Annotated in this window: 16 protein-coding genes; 7 read left to right on the top strand and 9 right to left on the bottom strand. The window is 64.4% G+C overall.

Features of this window, described 5'->3' with window-relative positions; translation table 11 throughout:
• Positions 1–53: 53 nt before the first annotated feature.
• Positions 54–797, bottom strand: a complete 744-nt coding sequence (locus RX330_RS00325) for a ParA family protein (protein WP_317241676.1) — start codon at positions 795–797, stop codon at positions 54–56.
• Positions 798–1027: 230 nt separating this feature from the next.
• Entirely contained in the window at positions 1028–2386 is a 1359-nt protein-coding gene (locus RX330_RS00320; protein WP_317241675.1) for a serine protease, read from the bottom strand.
• A gap of 90 nt (positions 2387–2476) precedes the next feature.
• On the opposite strand from RX330_RS00320, the gene RX330_RS00315 reads away from it, so the two are divergent.
• Positions 2477–3280 (top strand): HesA/MoeB/ThiF family protein, encoded by an 804-nt coding sequence (locus RX330_RS00315; RefSeq protein ID WP_317241674.1) that lies wholly within the window; start codon positions 2477–2479, stop codon positions 3278–3280.
• A 6-nt stretch (positions 3281–3286) separates the two neighbouring features.
• On the opposite strand, the gene RX330_RS00310 is transcribed toward RX330_RS00315, so the two are convergent.
• Positions 3287–4294: an aldo/keto reductase gene (locus RX330_RS00310; RefSeq protein ID WP_317241673.1), complete on the bottom strand. Its 1008-nt coding sequence runs from the start codon at positions 4292–4294 to the stop codon at positions 3287–3289.
• Positions 4295–4409: 115 nt separating this feature from the next.
• On the opposite strand from RX330_RS00310, the gene RX330_RS00305 reads away from it, so the two are divergent.
• Positions 4410–5321, top strand: coding sequence for a LysR family transcriptional regulator (locus RX330_RS00305; protein WP_317241672.1), 912 nt, complete (start codon positions 4410–4412; stop codon positions 5319–5321).
• Between the two features lie 3 nt (positions 5322–5324).
• Here the strand turns inward: RX330_RS00305 and RX330_RS00300 are convergent, their stop codons facing one another.
• Complete coding sequence (locus RX330_RS00300) at positions 5325–6326, bottom strand: 2-hydroxyacid dehydrogenase (RefSeq protein WP_212083385.1); 1002 nt, start codon at positions 6324–6326, stop codon at positions 5325–5327.
• A gap of 323 nt (positions 6327–6649) precedes the next feature.
• Here RX330_RS00300 and RX330_RS00295 point away from each other — a divergent pair, with 323 nt between their 5' ends.
• Positions 6650–7180, top strand: coding sequence for an SH3 domain-containing protein (locus RX330_RS00295; protein ID WP_317241671.1), 531 nt, complete (start codon positions 6650–6652; stop codon positions 7178–7180).
• A 172-nt stretch (positions 7181–7352) separates the two neighbouring features.
• Here the strand turns inward: RX330_RS00295 and irrA are convergent, their stop codons facing one another.
• The gene (irrA, locus tag RX330_RS00290) at positions 7353–7844 is read right to left on the bottom strand and encodes an iron response transcriptional regulator IrrA (RefSeq protein WP_212083389.1); all 492 of its coding nucleotides are present in this window, start codon (positions 7842–7844) and stop codon (positions 7353–7355) included.
• 353 nt (positions 7845–8197) lie between these two features.
• Between irrA and fabA the strand changes: the two genes are divergently transcribed.
• From fabA to fabI, 3 genes are all read left to right on the top strand, one after another.
• The gene (gene fabA / locus RX330_RS00285; protein WP_212084580.1) at positions 8198–8719 is read left to right on the top strand and encodes a bifunctional 3-hydroxydecanoyl-ACP dehydratase/trans-2-decenoyl-ACP isomerase; all 522 of its coding nucleotides are present in this window, start codon (positions 8198–8200) and stop codon (positions 8717–8719) included.
• A gap of 54 nt (positions 8720–8773) precedes the next feature.
• On the top strand, positions 8774–9997 hold the full coding sequence (fabB, locus tag RX330_RS00280) for a beta-ketoacyl-ACP synthase I (protein WP_212083391.1): 1224 nt from the start codon (positions 8774–8776) through the stop codon (positions 9995–9997).
• A gap of 134 nt (positions 9998–10131) precedes the next feature.
• Positions 10132–10929, top strand: coding sequence for an enoyl-ACP reductase FabI (gene fabI, locus RX330_RS00275; protein WP_212084582.1), 798 nt, complete (start codon positions 10132–10134; stop codon positions 10927–10929).
• A 117-nt stretch (positions 10930–11046) separates the two neighbouring features.
• On the opposite strand, the gene RX330_RS00270 is transcribed toward fabI, so the two are convergent.
• The 4 genes from RX330_RS00270 to RX330_RS00255 form a co-directional block, all read right to left on the bottom strand.
• Positions 11047–11643 (bottom strand): glutathione S-transferase family protein, encoded by a 597-nt coding sequence (locus tag RX330_RS00270; RefSeq protein ID WP_212083393.1) that lies wholly within the window; start codon positions 11641–11643, stop codon positions 11047–11049.
• A gap of 133 nt (positions 11644–11776) precedes the next feature.
• On the bottom strand, positions 11777–12706 hold the full coding sequence (locus RX330_RS00265; protein WP_317241670.1) for a hypothetical protein: 930 nt from the start codon (positions 12704–12706) through the stop codon (positions 11777–11779).
• A complete protein-coding gene (locus tag RX330_RS00260) occupies positions 12688–13143 on the bottom strand; it encodes a GNAT family N-acetyltransferase (protein ID WP_317241669.1) in 456 nt (151 codons plus the stop codon). Before RX330_RS00260 ends, RX330_RS00265 begins: the two co-directional genes overlap by 19 nt.
• Before the next feature lie 6 nt (positions 13144–13149).
• Positions 13150–14076 (bottom strand): hydrogen peroxide-inducible genes activator, encoded by a 927-nt coding sequence (locus RX330_RS00255; RefSeq protein ID WP_317241668.1) that lies wholly within the window; start codon positions 14074–14076, stop codon positions 13150–13152.
• Between the two features lie 114 nt (positions 14077–14190).
• Here RX330_RS00255 and katG point away from each other — a divergent pair, with 114 nt between their 5' ends.
• On the top strand, positions 14191–16359 hold the full coding sequence (gene katG, locus RX330_RS00250; RefSeq protein ID WP_317241666.1) for a catalase/peroxidase HPI: 2169 nt from the start codon (positions 14191–14193) through the stop codon (positions 16357–16359).
• Positions 16360–16412 lie beyond the last annotated feature (53 nt).

The following is a 16412-nucleotide window of genomic DNA, read 5'->3' as shown; positions in this document are numbered from 1 at the left end:
CCGGGGCCCTTCCGGATGGTGAAGGCCAACTGCCGTCTGAGCGATCGCCCCGCTCAGGACGCCAGAGTCGGGGACTCGTCCACCGAAAGCTCGGCGGCGGCATGCAGCATGCCGTCCGTGGCCGACATCACCTGCTCGATCAGGACGCCGGTTGTCGCAGTGAGCTCGAGCCGGGTCTCCACCCAACGCCAGAGGCCACGGATCTCGTCTGCCGACTTGCCGTTGGGCGCGAATTCGCTGACGGCAAGGCCGCTCGCAAGCGAGTCCTGGTGATCGTTGCGCATCGCGATCAGCGGGCGCGCGAGCACCTCGGCGAGATCGAGCGAAGCTTCCTCTCCGAGCGCGCCCGCGGCATTGTCGATGCGCTGGCCGCGGATCGGCGTCTGGTTCAGCACGAAGCCAAAGGGCCGCTTCCAGGCGCGCGCGACGCTGAGCGTCGAGACGGTCGCCTCGATGTCGGCGACGCTCGGGCGGGACGGGATCAGGCAGAGATCGGAATGGCGGATCGCCGCGGTGGTCGCGGCGCTGAGGCCGGCGGCAGTGTCGACGATCGCGAGCTGGAGGCCGCTGTCGGCCAGCATCTTTAGGCGCGGCGCGATGTCGGCAGCATGGTAGATCGGCTCGACGACGAGATCATCCTTCGTGCGGCGGCGCTGCCAGTTGGACAGGGTGCCCTGCGGGTCGGTCTCGATCAGGCGGACGGTGAAGCCGGCCTGCTTGGCCGCGAGCGCGAGGCCGATGGCGAGCGTGCTCTTCCCGCTGCCACCCTTTTGGGTGGCCAGTACGATCGTGTGCATTTGAAGATCAATCCTTTGGAGTGCCTGGGTCAGGAATACGCCACGCGAACGTGCATCGCTCTCGATGCTGAGCTCTTCTCGCTCAGGACGTGCCGGCCCGATCCAAAGGGGATCGCGGAGTCCGAATCAGCAGTAGCAATGATGGCGGAATAGCGAATGCCAGCGAATCCGTACCATTACCGGACCCGTAATCGTACGTGTGATGGTCCTCACGGCCGTGCTCGGCGATCCTATTTCCGCACGCAGATCACGCGCACGACGGACGCTGTCGCATCGGTCGACGTGCCGTTTGCATCGACGGCTTTCGCCTTGAGGAAATCGCGCACGGACTCACCCGAAACCATCAGGGCCTGTGTTGCTGGCCCTGACGTCGCGGGTCCCGCGAGCATCGCCGGCTTCAGCAGCGCGATGCCGGCGAACTTGCCGTCGGCGTCCATGGCCGGGCTGCCGGAGAATCCGACGGCGGGCGGCGGTGACAGTGCGGAAGTGCTGCTTGTCAGCGGCGCCAGAGCCGCCTTGAGGCTCGATGCGCCGGATGCGCCGCCCTGGCTCTGCGGATCGGCGATGCCGACGACGTCGACATTCGACTTCGCCGCGCCGCCGGCGAGGCTGAGCGGCTTCAGGCCGCGCGCGCCGTAGATGCGCAGGAGCGCGAGATCGTGCTCCTTGGTCTCGGCGACACGATCGGCATTGCCGTAGCCGCCGATCGTGATTGCCAGGCAGCCGTCGGTGAGGAGACGGTCGGTGACGATCGCTCCCTCGTCGCTGACGACAATTCCAGTGCCGTATTCGACGGTCTTGCGCGGCGGCGGTCCGGCCTGCGGTCCCAGCGGGAAGGGATTGAACGCGCTCGACATCGCGATCACGACCGGCTCGACCGTGTTTTCAGTCGCCTGGTCGTACAGAATCGTCATGGTGCGGACTTCATCGCCCTTGAAGGAGCCGCGCACGTAGAATTTCTTCTGGCCCTGCAATCCCGACAGCACGAAGAAGTCGGGCTTCACCACGGTGTAGTCGACCTTGCGTCCGGACGGCTCCTTCTCGAGATCGGCCAGCTTTGCCGAGGTCGGGTTCACCTCCTTGCGGCGGCTGAGAACCACTTGCACCGTGCCGTTCGGCGATGTCCATTTTGATCCGTTGGCGTCGCTCGCCTGCTGCGGCACCAGCTTGACGGGAATGCCGAGCCGCGCGCCGCTGGTCGGCTCTGTCACGATCTTCCAGCCGACACTGTCCTGCTTCTTGCGTGCCGCATCGGCGAGCGCAGCGCGCTCCTGCGGGTTGAGCGCGCCGGTCGGCTTGCCGCCCTTAGCCTTCTGGTACTCCTTGATGGCGTTGACCATGCGGTCGCTGACGTCGCCGGTGATGGCGCCGTTATACTGGCCGACCCAGGCGAGATCGGACTGGAGCGACAGCCGCTCTGCTCTTGCCATGGCGTCGGCCGTCGCCGCCGGGGTCTGCATTGCCGGAGGCTTGACCGGAACCGTCTGAACTGCTTTCGGAGTGGAGCCGGGGATTTGTGGCGCCGTCATCTGGGCGTGCGCGCCCGTGGCGGCCGCAAACATCAGTGTTGCCGCAAGCATCGATCTCATGACAAATCCAGCCAGCCCATTGAACGCATGCCATTGAAGCACATCTCGTTGGTCGCGAACAATGTTAGGGTGGTTCAGGAGTAAGAGAACGTGCTGAGCCCGGACGAACTCGAACGCTATGCCCGCCATATCGTTCTGCGCGATGTCGGCGGTCCCGGCCAAGCTGCACTGAAGCGGGCTTCGGTGCTGGTGATCGGCGCCGGCGGGCTCGGCGCGCCCGCTCTCATGTATCTCGCTGCCGCCGGTGTCGGCACGCTCGGTGTGGTCGACGACGACGTGGTGTCGCTGTCCAACCTGCAGCGCCAGGTGATCCACACGACGCCTGATATCGGCCGGCACAAGGTCGAGAGTGCCGCGGAGCGGATTGCGGCGCTCAATCCGCATGTCCGCTTCGTCGGTCACGCCACCTGGCTGAACGCCGATAACGCGCTGAGCCTGATCGGCGACTATGATCTCGTGCTCGACGGCTCCGACAATTTCTCGACGCGCTATCTGGTCTCGGACGCCTGCTTCTTCGCGAAGAAGCCGCTGATCACCGCCGCGCTCGGCACCTTCGACGGCTCGCTGACCACAATCCGTGCGCACGAGACGAACGAGCAGGGCGAGTTCAACCCGACCTATCGCTGCCTGTTTCCGGAGGCACCGCCGCCGGGCACCGTGCCGGCCTGCGCAGAGGCTGGCGTCATGGGTGCGCTCGCCGGCGTGCTGGGCTCGATGATGGCGCTGGAAGCGATCCGCGAGATCGTCGGTTTCGGCGACGGCCTCATCGGCCGCCTCCTGATGATCGATGCCCGCGCGATGCGCTTCGAGACGTTGCGTTATTCGCGCGATCCGGCCAACCCTCTCAACGGCGACGGGCCTGTGGTCACGGACCTCAGCGCCCATCGCACCTGAGCGCCCTTATCTGCTCGCCGGCTTCTCGCTGTCGAGATGCGCCATCTGCTCGGCGGCGTAGCGCGTGCCGGCCGCAACGTTCGGCGGGAAGGCTCTTCCCAGTTCGACAAGATGATCCTGTGTCAGGGTGACCTTGGCCGCGCCGAGCGCCTCGGTGAGCCGGTTGCGGGTGCGCGCGCCGACCAGCGGTACGATCTCCTTGCCCTGGGCCGCGACCCAGGCAATCGCGACCTGTGCCGGTGTTGCGCCGATTTCGGTTGCGATCGCACGCAGCGAATCCACCAGCGCGAGATTGGCGTCGAGATTTGCGCCCTGGAAACGCGGCGTCATCAGCCGGTAGTCCCTGCCGGCCTTGCCGCTGTCCCTGGTCCAGTGGCCGCTGATCAGTCCGCGCGCGAGCACGCCGTAAGCCGTGATGCCGATGCCGAGCTCGCGGCAAGTCTTGAGGATGTCGCGTTCGATGCCGCGCTCGATCAGCGAATATTCGATCTGCAGATCGGCGATCGGGTGCACCGCGTGCGCGCGGCGGATGGTGTCGGAGCCAACCTCGGACAGGCCGATATGCCTGACGTAGCCGGCCTTCACGAGATCGGCGAGGCCGCCGATGGTCTCCTCGATCGGCACGTTGGGATCGAGCCGTGCCGGGCGGTAGATGTCGAGATAGTCAGTGCCGAGCCGTTGCAGCGAATAGGCAAGGAAGTTTTTGGTCGCGGCCGGCCTTGTGTCCATGCCGCCGAATTCGCCGGCGGGGCCGCGCAGCGCACCGTACTTGACGCTGAGCTGCACTTTGTCCCGCGGCACAACCCTCAACGCGTCGCGGACCAGCATCTCATTATGGCCCATGGCGTAGAAATCGCCGGTATCGACGAGCGTGATGCCGGCATCGATTGCCGCCTGCACCGTGGCGATGGCCTCATCGCGATCGGCATGGCCGTAGACCTCGGACATGCCCATGCAGCCGAGCCCGAGGGCGGAAACGATGGGGCCGGTCGAACCGAGTTTGCGCTGTTCCATGTTGGCTCTCCTCATTGAGCGGCTGACGGCGCCGCGTGACGAGGCCAGATATGCGCCTGCTCCACTGTGCCGATAAGCTGGACAATTCGGAATGCCTTGTTCACATTATCGAACAATGGCCGAGCCTGACCTGCGCGATCTCGACGTCTTCCTGGCGGTTGCCCGCACCCGCAATTTTCGGCGCGCGGCGGTCGACATTCGCGTGTCAGTATCGAGCCTTAGCCAGCGTCTGAGGGATCTGGAGGAGCGCCTTGGCGTCCGCCTGATGAACCGCACCACCCGCAGTGTCGCGCTGACGGAGGCGGGCGAAATGCTGCTGTCGCGGGTGGCGCCGGCGCTGCGGGATGTCGGCGATGCCCTGGATCAAGTCCGCGGCCTGCGCGAAGTCGCTGCGGGGCGTCTTCGTATCAATGGGCCGCCCCCGGCGGTCGACCTCGTGCTGGCGCCGATGGTTGGGCCGTTCCTTCGCGAGCATCCGCAAGTGGATCTCGACATCGTCTCCGAAAGCGGTTTCGTCGACATCGTCAGCGCCGGTTACGACGCCGGCGTGCGCTATGGCGAACATCTTGCGCAGGACATGGTGGCGATCCCGCTGAGCGGCCCACAGCACTATGTCGTGGTCGCATCGCCCGATTATCTGGCGCGCCGCGGCAGGCCGAAACATCCGAAGGATCTGCTGGAGCACGATTGCATCCGCGCCCGCTATTCGAGCGGCGTCATGCACGATCTGGAGTTCGAGAAAGCCGGCCAGGTCGTGAAGGTCGATCCGCCCGCCAAGCTGATCTCGACCAACATGAACCTCGCCATGCGCGCTGCCCTGGACGGCGTCGGCGTCTGGGCGACGATGGACGGATATGTGCGCGAAGCTTTGAAATCCGGCGCGCTGGTCAGCTTGATGGAGGATTGGTGCGAGCCGTTTCCGGGACCGTTCCTGTACTATCCGAGCCGCCGTCAGGTGCCGCCGGCACTGCGGGCCTTCATCGATTTCGTCGCGGACTGGCGCAAGCGCGAGGTGCGAAGCACCTAGGCTTCAGAGCATGCTCGGCAGCACGCGATCCGGCGGCTTGTGCGCGTCGAGGAAGGTGCGGATGTTGATGATCACCTTCTCGCCCATCTCGACGCGGCCTTCGATGGTGGCCGAGCCCATGTGCGGCAGCAGCGTCACCTTGCCGGCCTTGGCGAGCCGCACCAGCTTCGGGTTGACCGCGGGCTCGTGTTCGTAGACGTCGAGCCCGGCGCCGCCGATCTCGCCGCCTTCGATCAGCTTGATCAGCGTGTCCTCGTCGGTGACCTCGCCGCGCGCGGTGTTGACGATATAGGCGTCTTTCCGGATCAGCTTCAGCCTGCGCGCCGAGAGCAAATGATAGGTCGCCGGCGTATGCGGACAGTTCACCGAGATGATGTCCATCCGTGCCAGCATCTGGTCGAGGCTTTCCCAATAGGTCGCGCCAAGCTCCTCGGCGATGACGGGCGCGACGGGACGGCGGTTGTGATAGTGGATCTGCAGGCCGAAGGCGCGGGCGCGGCGCGCGACCGCCTGGCCGATGCGGCCCATGCCGATGATGCCGAGCCGCTTGCCGCCGATGCGGTGACCGAGCATCCAGGTCGGCGACCAGCCCGCCCAGGGTTTTCCCTCCGTCAGGATCGAGGCGCCTTCGATCATCCGCCTGGGCACGGCGAGGATCAGCGCCATGGTCATGTCGGCGGTATCCTCGGTCAGGACTTTCGGCGTGTTGGTGACGGTGATGCCGCGGGCGTGCGCGGCTTCGACGTCGATATTGTCGACGCCGTTGCCGAAGTTCGCAATCAGCCGCAGCTTGCAGTCCGGCTGATTGACGATCTCGGCGCTGATATGGTCGGTGACCGTCGGAACCAGCACGTCCGCGGTGCGCGCGGCTTCCGCGATCTGCTCGGTGGACATCGGCGTGTCCTCGAGATTGATGCGCGCGTCGAACAATTCGCGCATCCGCGTCTCGATCGAATCCGGCAGCTTGCGCGTCACCACGACGAGGGGCTTTTTCTTCACCGACATGTCCTGCTCTCATGAGGCGTCGCAGGCCGCCTCTGTCGCCAAAGGCCGGCCGTTGAGGCCTCATTAACCCGGTTGTTCGACACTGCCCTTGCCGTGTCCGTCCCCGGCGTTTCCTCCAAGCTCTCCCGAGATTTCCGGCCGGAAAATCGGGGCAAACTGGTTGTTCAAGTGCCCGTCCTCTCTAGCAGAAGGCCGGGCCAAGACAAGAACCACGGGCCGGGCCTGGGGAACACCCGCGTGGGGCGGGTCGGGATGTACGCGGCAGGGTTTGGAATTTTGGGTGAGGGTCCGGCAAGGCCGGGTCCTCGACAGGAGACGGGTTGATGGCGTTGGAGCGTTTTTGTTCGGTGATGGCGCTTGTCTGCACCTGGTGGAGCGCCTCGGTCGGCCCCGCGCATTCGGCCAAGGATAACGTCCCGCAGAGCGCCAGCGGCCTGCCGGTGCCGCGTTACGTCAGCCTCAAATCGGACCACGTCAATGTTCGCGCCGGCCCGACCAAGGACAATGACGTGGCCTGGGTCTACACCCGCGCCGGCCTGCCGGTCGAAATCACCGCCGAGTTCGAGAATTGGCGCCGGGTGCGCGATTCCGAGGGCGCCGAGGGCTGGGTCTATCACTCGCTGCTGTCGGGCCGCCGCACTGCGGTCGTCACCATGAAGCACAAGGACGAACTCGCCCCGATCTACGATCGCGCCGATCCCGACAGCGCCGTTGCAGCAAAGCTCCAGGCCGGCGTCGTCACGCAGGTCAAGAAGTGCACCGCAAACTGGTGCCGCGTCACCGGCAACGGCTTTGACGGTTGGATCCAGCAGGAGCGCCTCTGGGGCGTGTACTCGGACGAGCAGGTGAATTGACGCCGGAGGCGTCATCCCGGGGCGATGCCTAGCATCGAAGCCGGGATCTCGACATTCCCCGGTGCGCCATTGCGCACCTGAGGTCTGGTGCTGCGCACCATGCCGGAATGACGGCGTAAAACGACAATGGCCGGGACAAGCCCGGCCATGACGGTAACAGCTTGGATTGATCTCAGCGCTTCTTGCGCAGGCGCACGACCATGTCGATACGCGCGATCTCGTAACCTTCCGGCACCTCCGGCATCTTGGACAGCGCCAGATGCGGATCCTCGATGTCGACCAGCTCGTGGCTGTTCTCGAGGTAGTAGTGATGGTGGGTAGTGACGTTGGTGTCGAAATAGGTCTTGGTGCCGTCGACGCTGACCTGGCGGAGCAGGCCGGCATCGGTGAGCTGGTTCAGCGTGTTGTAGACGGTCGCCAACGACACCGGGACCTTGGCCAGGGTCGCTTCCTCGTAGAGCATTTCAGCCGTGAGGTGGCGAGCACCCTTGCCGAACAACAGCCAGCCGAGCGCCATGCGCTGGCGCGTCGGACGGAGCCCGGCGGACTGGAGCATTTCGTTGACGTCGTGCCAAGGGCAGCCGGTCAAAGCCGGGTGGCGGCCGGACAGCAGGGCTGCAGAATGGACGTCATCGTCGTGACGGGGCGCTGTATTCTCGCTCATTTCCAGATTTCGGGCACGCGTGAACATTATCTATCTGCAATATAAGAACAGAAAGATGCAGATGCAAGTTTCTCGCAACTAGAGGGGTTCTAATCAGGCTTGGAACCGGGCCGGGATCGCGTCACTTTACCTTCATGGATCCGCTTTGCCACTCGAAATGGCCTGTGTTAGAGAGCGCGCGGTTCCGCTTAGCCGATTTTGGCGCAGCCGGGCATGGAGGCCTGGTCGGCAGTCCATCCGGGACATGCGGGAGCCGCGCCTGACGGTGGCAATTGGCGTTGCTCTCCGATCGAGACCGGGCCCATTTTCGCCAAGAAACGCCGCTCAATCGGAATTCAAACAGAGGCTCGTGCATGCTGAACAGGCGCAACGGTTACGAATACGAAGATCTGCTGGCCTGTGCCCGCGGCGAGATGTTCGGCCCGGGCAATGCCCAGCTGCCGCTGCCACCGATGCTGATGTTCGATCGCATCACGGAAATTAGCGAGACCGGCGGGGAGTTCGGCAAGGGCGTGGTGCGCGCCGAGCTCGACGTGAAGCCCGATCTCTGGTTCTTCGGCTGCCACTTCAAGAACGATCCCGTGATGCCCGGCTGCCTCGGCCTCGACGCACTGTGGCAAATGGTCGGCTTCTATCTGGGCTGGACCGGGGGCGAAGGTCGCGGGCGTGCGCTTGGTCTGAACGAATTAAAGTTCAGCGGCCAGGTGCTGCCCGAGGCCAGCAAGGTTGTGTACAACGTCGATATCAAGCGCGTGATGCGTTCAAAGCTGGTGCTCGGGATCGCCGACGGATGGCTTTCGGTCGACGAGCAGATTATCTATCGCGCCAAGGACCTGAAGGTCGGCCTGTTCAAGCAGGGCACGAGCCTGGGCTGAGCGCATCACCACGAAGAGAACGAGCAAGAAGACAACGAGCAGGGCGAGGCTGTCATGAGGCGGGTTGTGGTCACCGGGATGGGCATCGTCTCGTCGATCGGAAACAACACCCAGGAAGTGCTTGCGAGCCTTCACGAGGCGAAGTCGGGCATTTCTCGGGCTGAGAAATATGCCGAGCTCGGCTTTCGTTCGCAGGTGCAAGGTGCGCCGACGCTCGATCCCGCGACGGTGGTCGACCGCCGCGCCATGCGTTTCCTCGGTCAGGGCGCGGCGTGGAATCATATCGCGATGGAGCAGGCGATTCAGGACTCGGGTCTGTCGCCCGACGAAGTCTCCAACATCCGCACCGGCATCATCATGGGTTCCGGCGGCCCGTCCGCCCGCACCATCGTCGAGGCTGCCGACATCACCCGCGCCAAGGGACCGAAGCGCGTCGGACCGTTTGCAGTGCCGAAGGCGATGTCGTCCACGGCCTCCGCGACGCTTGCGACCTGGTTCAAGATCAAGGGCGTGAATTACTCGATCTCCTCGGCCTGCGCGACGTCGAATCATTGCGTCGGCAATGCCTATGAGACGATCCAGATCGGCAAGCAGGACGTCATCTTCGCCGGTGGCTGCGAAGAATTGGACTGGTCGCTGTCCGTGCTGTTCGATGCCATGGGCGCGATGTCCTCGAAGTACAACGACACGCCTGCCACGGCCTCGCGCCCCTACGACGTCAACCGCGACGGCTTCGTCATCGCCGGCGGCGCCGGCGTGCTGGTGCTGGAAGAGCTCGAGCATGCCAAGGCGCGCGGCGCCCGCATTTACGGCGAGATCGTCGGCTATGGCGCGACGTCGGACGGCTACGACATGGTCGCGCCATCGGGTGAAGGCGCCGAGCGCTGCATGCGCATGGCGATGTCGACGGTGAAGACCAAGGTGGACTACATCAATCCCCACGCGACCTCGACGCCGGCCGGAGATCCCCCGGAGATCGAGGCGCTGCGAAAGGTGTTCGGCACCGGCGAGAAGTGCCCGCCGATCTCTGCCACCAAGGCGCTGACCGGCCACTCGCTGGGTGCCACCGGCGTGCAGGAAGCGATCTACTCGCTGCTGATGATGAACAACGGCTTCATCTGCGAGAGCGCGCACATCCAGGAGCTCGACCCCGTTTTCGCCGACATGCCGATCGTGCGCAAGCGCATCGACAACGTCAAGATCGGCACCGTGCTGTCGAACTCCTTCGGCTTCGGCGGCACCAACGCCACGCTGGTATTCAGCCGGCTGGATGCGTAACGCCATTGTTGGCGGACGGTTGATTTTCTCGTCATGGCCGGGCTTGTCCCGGCCATCCACGTCTTGGCCCCGGTGTTGGAAGTGCTGATGCCCGGGACAAGCCGGGCGTGACGAAAACGGAAGGTAATCGCGAGATGGAAGGTTTGATGAAGGGCAAGCGCGGTCTGATCATGGGCATCGCCAATGATCACTCGATCGCCTGGGGCATGGCGAAGACGCTGCATGCTCACGGGGCCGAGCTCGCCTTCACCTTCCAGGGCGAGGCCCTGGGCAAGCGCGTCAAGCCGCTGGCCGAGCAGCTCGGGGTCGATCTGGTGCTGCCTTGCGACGTCGAGGACATCGCCAGCGTCGATGCCACCTTCGATGTGCTCCGCGAAAAATGGGGCAAGCTCGATTTCGTCATCCACGCCATCGGCTTTGCCGACAAGAACGAGCTGAAGGGCCGCTACGCCGACACCAGCCGCGAGAATTTTTCGCGCACGATGGTGATCTCCTGCTTCTCGTTCACGGAAATCGCAAAGCGCGCCGCAGAGCTGATGACGGAGGGCGGCAGTATGGTCACGCTGACCTTCGGCGCCTCGGAGCGCGCGATGCCGAACTACAATGTGATGGGCGTGGCCAAGGCGGCGCTGGAAGCCTCCGTGCGCTATCTCGCCTCCGATTTCGGACCGCGCGGCATCCGTGTCAACGCGATCTCCGCAGGTCCCATCCGCACGCTCGCCGGTTCGGGCATTGGCGAGGCGCGTGCGATGTTCGCCTTCATGCAGAAGCATTCGCCTCTCCGCCGCGGCGTCACGCTCGACGATCTCGGCGGCTCCGCGCTGTACCTGCTGTCGGATCTGTCCGGCGGCGTCACCGGCGAGATCCACTACGTCGATTCCGGCTACAACATCGTGCTGATGCCGCGGCCGGACGATCTGAAGGCGGACTGAAACGTTCGCAGATTCCGTAGGGTGGGCAAAGGAGCGTGAGCGACGTGCCCATCGTCTCTCAATGATTGCAGATCGTGGGCACGGCGAAGGCGCCCTTGCGCGCCTACGAGAGCAGCCTCACCCCGCCGCGATCTTCTCCGCGCGCTGGAAGGCCAGCCGCGCTGTGCAACGCGCGAGATAGGCATCGAACGCCGGGCGCGACGGCACCATCTTGAACTGCCGCACCGCGAAATTCAGGCCCGAGCCGATCGTGATGTCGGCGGCCGAGAAGTCCTCGCCTAAAATCCACGGTCCCTTGGCGAGCGCAGCTTCCAGCACGTCGAAGACCTGCGTCGCGCTGCCCCAGGCCGCGGTCGAGGTCGGGATCTCGATCTTGGTGAAGATCTGGATGATGGCGGGCTCGATGCAGCCGGGCGAAAAGAACAGCCATTGCAGATAGCGCGCGCGGCGCGGATCGGTCACCCCTGGCGCGAGCTTCGTCTCCGGATAGCGGTCGGCAATGTAGGCACAGATCGCCGCGGCCTCGCCGAGTGCGGCATCGCCGTCGGTCAGCGCCGGCACCTTGCCCATCGGATTGATCTTCAAATAATCCGGCGCCTTCTGTGCGCCGGTCGAGATGTCCGTCAGCACCCGCTCATAGGGCAGGCCGCTCTCCTCCATCAGCCAGAGTGTCGTGAATGAGCGCGAGCGGGGCGACCAATAGAGCTTGATCATGGCGCGGACCTTCCAGTGTGCGGGAGACCAAGTCTAGTTCATCGCGTGTCTGGTTGGAATTCGCAACTCACTACGCATGGGAAGGAGGCCGTGTTCGGCGCGCAATATCTTGGTCAACCCGAATGAGTGGCTGTCACTCTTGCTGCAGATAGCCGGGGAGTCCCCGATCGAGCCTGTTGGTCACGAGCGCTCGTGTTCTCTCACGCAGAACTGCGCTGCTCGAAGCCGTCGCGGGCGGATTGGGGAAATGATCGTTGTCGAGCTTGGTGAGTGGATCCTCCGTCAACCGCATGCTCGCTGCGAGGTTGACGCCGAAATTCACGAACGGACGGTCGATCTGCTCATAGCTTCTACCGTCGATCAGGTTGATGGAGATGTTGGCGAACAAATGCGAATGCCGGATCAGATTTCCGAGACCTTGATTGAACGTGCCGATACCATTCAGCATCAGGCGGCTGCCCGGCAATTCTCCCTTGTACGTGGTCGCAACCAGATATCGATCGCAGCTCGCGTTCGGCGTGATGCCGCGCACGATCGCTGGCAGGCGTTCGCTGGGATCGGGAATGAATCGCGATTTCGGATTGTAGAAGGGTTCGAAGGCTCCCTTGGGATAGCTGATCCTGCGAACACCGGGATCGTTACCCGTTGCGGCTTTCACCCGTGCAAACACGAGATCGTCAAGACCCCAGTCGATGGCAACTTCGGTCTCCTCGTTCTCGAAGATGGTCAGCCCGAATTTCTGGACGGAGTAGCGTTCGCCGATCACCGAGATCACGCCGAGCTTGCAGGGGCCGATTTCCACCGCTTGCGGCTTGTTCGCCGCCGAGTGTTTGGCCTTCGGCCCCGCCTTCTTGCCAGTCGGCTTGCTCGTCGCCGGAGTTGCGGCAGTGGGTGGAGCAGAGGCGGACTGGGACCACCCGGTCGTGGCGCAAGATGACACGAAGATGGCAGCGGCGGCGAAACTGCGTAACATGACTCGGGAATTCAAGTTGCTGAGACGTGACCTGCAAACTAGGGCGTGTAGAACGCGTTCGCAAGCACAACCTATGTCGTCCGCCTCCACCGATAATATTTCATCATGAATCCGTTTGACGGCTCGATCGCTTCCTTCTCGAACACGAAACCTTCGCGCTCGTACCAGCGCCAGGCTTTTTCGTTCTCGCGGACGCAACGCAGGTACATCTCGTCAGGCATTTGCGTGCGGGTGAAGGCGAGCAATCGTCGGCCGAGCGATTGGCCCTGATATGCGGGCGCGACGAAGAGCATGTCGAGATAGCGCCTCGGCACATGCAGTGCCAGCATGGCGGCGATGGTGCCTTGATCGTCGGCGACGAACAGGCTCCAGCCGTCCTCGATCTCGCGCCGGACGCGCGCGCGCAGGTTTGCCAGCAGGAAGTCGCTGGCCTCGCCGAGCCCGGTCGAGACCCAGCTCTCCATCCAGACGCGGCCGACCTCGTCGTACTCGTCTGCGCGGGCGGGGCGGATGACAGGATGCGACATCGGAAGCTAGGCTCTCTGGCTGCGCGCGGCCGGACGCGCTCGCACCTTGCCGGCCGACAGGCACACCACCTCGGAGATCTGCAGCAGCTGCCGGGCCAGCGGGCTGGTCTTGCGCCAAACCATGCCGATTGTGCGGGATGGTTGCGGGTCGCGGAAGCGAGCGAGCGAGACCGAGGCCGATCGCGTCTCCACCGGCACCGCCATCTCCGGAATCAGCGTCACGCCGATGCCGGCGCTGACCATCTGGACCAGCGTCGACAGCGAGTTGGCGTCCAGCATCTCGCGCGGCGGTGCCGATTGCATGTTGCAGAACGACAGCGCCTGGTCGCGGAAGCAGTGGCCCTCCTCGAGCAGCAATAGCCGCATCTCGCGCATCATCTCGCGCGAAGGTGCCGGCGTTCCCTCGTCCGCACCCGGCCGGACCAGCAGGAATTTTTCCTCGAACAGGGCGACCTCGGTGAGCGAGGGCTCGGACACCGGCAGCGCCACGATGGCGGTGTCGAGCCGTCCCTCCACCAGTTCCTGGATCAGCCGCGGCGTCATGGTCTCGCGCACCCGGATGTCGAGCTCCGGATGCAGGCGCGTGAGATTCTTGGTGATCGTGGGCAGGAGATAAGGCGCGATCGTCGGGATCATGCCGATGCGCAGCCGGCCGGCAAACCGGTCCTGCGAGGCGCGGGCGAAGTCGCCGAGCTCATCGACCGAGCGGAGGATGTCGCGGACGCGTTGCGCGAGCTCCTCGCCGAACCGGGTCAGCGCCACTTGGCGCGCGCTGCGCTCCAGCAGCAGCCCGCCCAGCGCCTCCTCCAACTCCTTGATCTGCATCGACAAGGCCGGCTGCGAGATGGAGCAGGCCTCGGCCGCGCGGCCGAAATGGCCATGACGCGCCAGCGCATCGAAATACCGGAGCTGGCGGAGCGTCACGTTCAGCATCAGAAAATCTTATTGCAGCGATCATTAAAGTCAACTTCCCCTGATCGAACGCGGCGCTTAGAGTGGTTCTACCTGGTCAAAGGCGCGAGTTCGACGCCACCAGAGGAGGTATTCATGGACGACACTTCGAAGTGCCCGTTTTCGGGTGGAAAACGCGTGCCGGCGAACCGCGACTGGTGGCCGACGCAGCTCAGCATCGAGATGCTGCACAAGAATTCCGACAAGTCCGATCCGATGGGCGAGGACTTCGATTACGCCAAGGAGTTCAAGTCGCTCGATCTCAACGCGGTGATCAAGGACCTCACCGCCTTGATGACGGATTCGCAGGAATGGTGGCCCGCCGACTTCGGACACTACGGCGGCCTGATGATCCGCATGGCATGGCACAGCGCGGGCACCTACCGCACCACTGACGGCCGCGGCGGCGCCGGCGCGGGCCAGCAGCGTTTCGCTCCGCTCAACAGCTGGCCGGACAATGCCAATCTCGACAAGGCGCGCCGTCTGCTCTGGCCGATCAAGCAGAAATACGGCCGCAAGATCTCCTGGGCCGATTTGATGGTGCTGGCCGGCAACGTCGCGCTGGAATCGATGGGCTTCAAGACCTTCGGCTTCGCCGGCGGCCGCGCCGACGTGTGGGAGCCCGAAGAGCTGTATTGGGGTCCCGAAGGCACCTGGCTTGGCGATGAGCGCTACAGCGGCGAACGTCAGCTCGCCGAGCCGCTCGGCGCGGTGCAGATGGGCCTCATCTACGTCAATCCGGAAGGCCCGAACGGCAAGCCCGATCCCGTCGCCGCGGCCAAGGACATCCGCGAGACCTTCGCCCGCATGGCGATGAACGACGAGGAAACCGTCGCGCTGATCGCCGGCGGTCACAGCTTCGGCAAGACTCACGGCGCGGGCGACCCTTCGCTGGTCGGTCCGGAGCCGGAAGCGGGCGCGCTGGAAGACCAGGGCCTCGGCTGGAAGAGCAAGCACGCATCGGGTCACTCGGGTGATGCCATCACCAGCGGTCTCGAGGTGACGTGGACCAAGACGCCGACGAAGTGGAGCAACAACTTCTTCGAGAACCTCTTCAATTTCGAATGGGAGCTGACCAAGAGCCCGGGCGGCGCGAACCAGTGGACTGCGAAGGGCGCCGACGCGATCATCCCCGACGCCTTCGACAAGTCGAAGAAGCATCGGCCGACGATGCTGACGACCGACCTCTCGCTGCGCTTCGACCCGGCCTACGAGAAGATCTCGCGCCGCTTCCTCGAAAACCCCGACCAGTTCGCGGACGCTTTTGCCCGCGCCTGGTTCAAGCTCACCCATCGCGACATGGGTCCAATCCAGCGCTATCTCGGCCCGCTGGTGCCGAAGGAGACGCTGATCTGGCAGGATCCGATCCCGGCCGTGAATCACGAGCTGGTCAGCGATCAGGATATCGCTGCGCTGAAGACCAAGATCCTGGCTTCGGGCCTTTCGGTGTCCGAGCTGGTCTCGACCGCCTGGGCGTCGGCCTCGACGTTCCGTGGCTCGGACAAGCGTGGCGGCGCCAATGGCGCGCGCATTCGCCTTGCCCCGCAGAAGGATTGGGAGGTCAACGAGCCGGCTCAGCTCTCCAAGGTGCTCGGCAAGCTCGAAGCGATCCAGAAGGACTTCAACGCGTCGTCCGGCGCCAAGAAGGTCTCGCTCGCGGACCTCATCGTCCTCGGCGGCACCGCTGCGGTCGAGAAGGCTGCGAAGGATGCCGGCGTCGACGTGAAGGTTGCTTTCACGCCGGGCCGCATGGATGCCTCCCAGGAGCAGACCGATGTGGCCTCCTTCGCGCCGCTCGAGCCGCGGGCCGATGGTTTCCGCAACTATGTCGGCAAGAAGCATCAGTTCCTGCAACAGGAAGAGGCGCTGGTCGATCGTGCGCAGCTCCTGAGGCTCACCGGCCCCGAGATGACGGCGCTGGTCGGCGGCCTGCGCGTGCTCGGTGCCAACGCGAACGGTTCGAAGCACGGTGTCTTCACGTCGAATGTGGGCACGCTGAGCAACGATTTCTTCGTCAATCTGCTCGACATGGGGGCGCAGTGGACTCCGGCGGCTGACGGTACCTATGAGGCCCGCGACCGCAAGACCAACGCGGTGAAGTGGACCGGCACGCGCGTCGACCTGATCTTCGGGGCGCACTCGCAGCTCCGCGCCTATGCCGAAGTCTACGCCACGTCCGATTCCAAGGAGCAGTTCGTGAAGGACTTCGCCAAGGCCTGGACCAAGGTGATGAACCTCGACCGCTACGACATCGTGCGCAAGTGATCCTCATCAGGAAGTGACAAGCAAGGGGCGGCCGAGAGGCCGCCCCTTTTTTC

Origin of the sequence: Bradyrhizobium sp. NDS-1, assembly GCF_032918005.1 — a bacterium.
Lineage (GTDB): Bacteria > Pseudomonadota > Alphaproteobacteria > Rhizobiales > Xanthobacteraceae > Bradyrhizobium > Bradyrhizobium tunisiense.
Note: the sequence above shows the minus strand (reverse complement) of the source record. Positions and strands in the feature narration are given on the sequence as shown.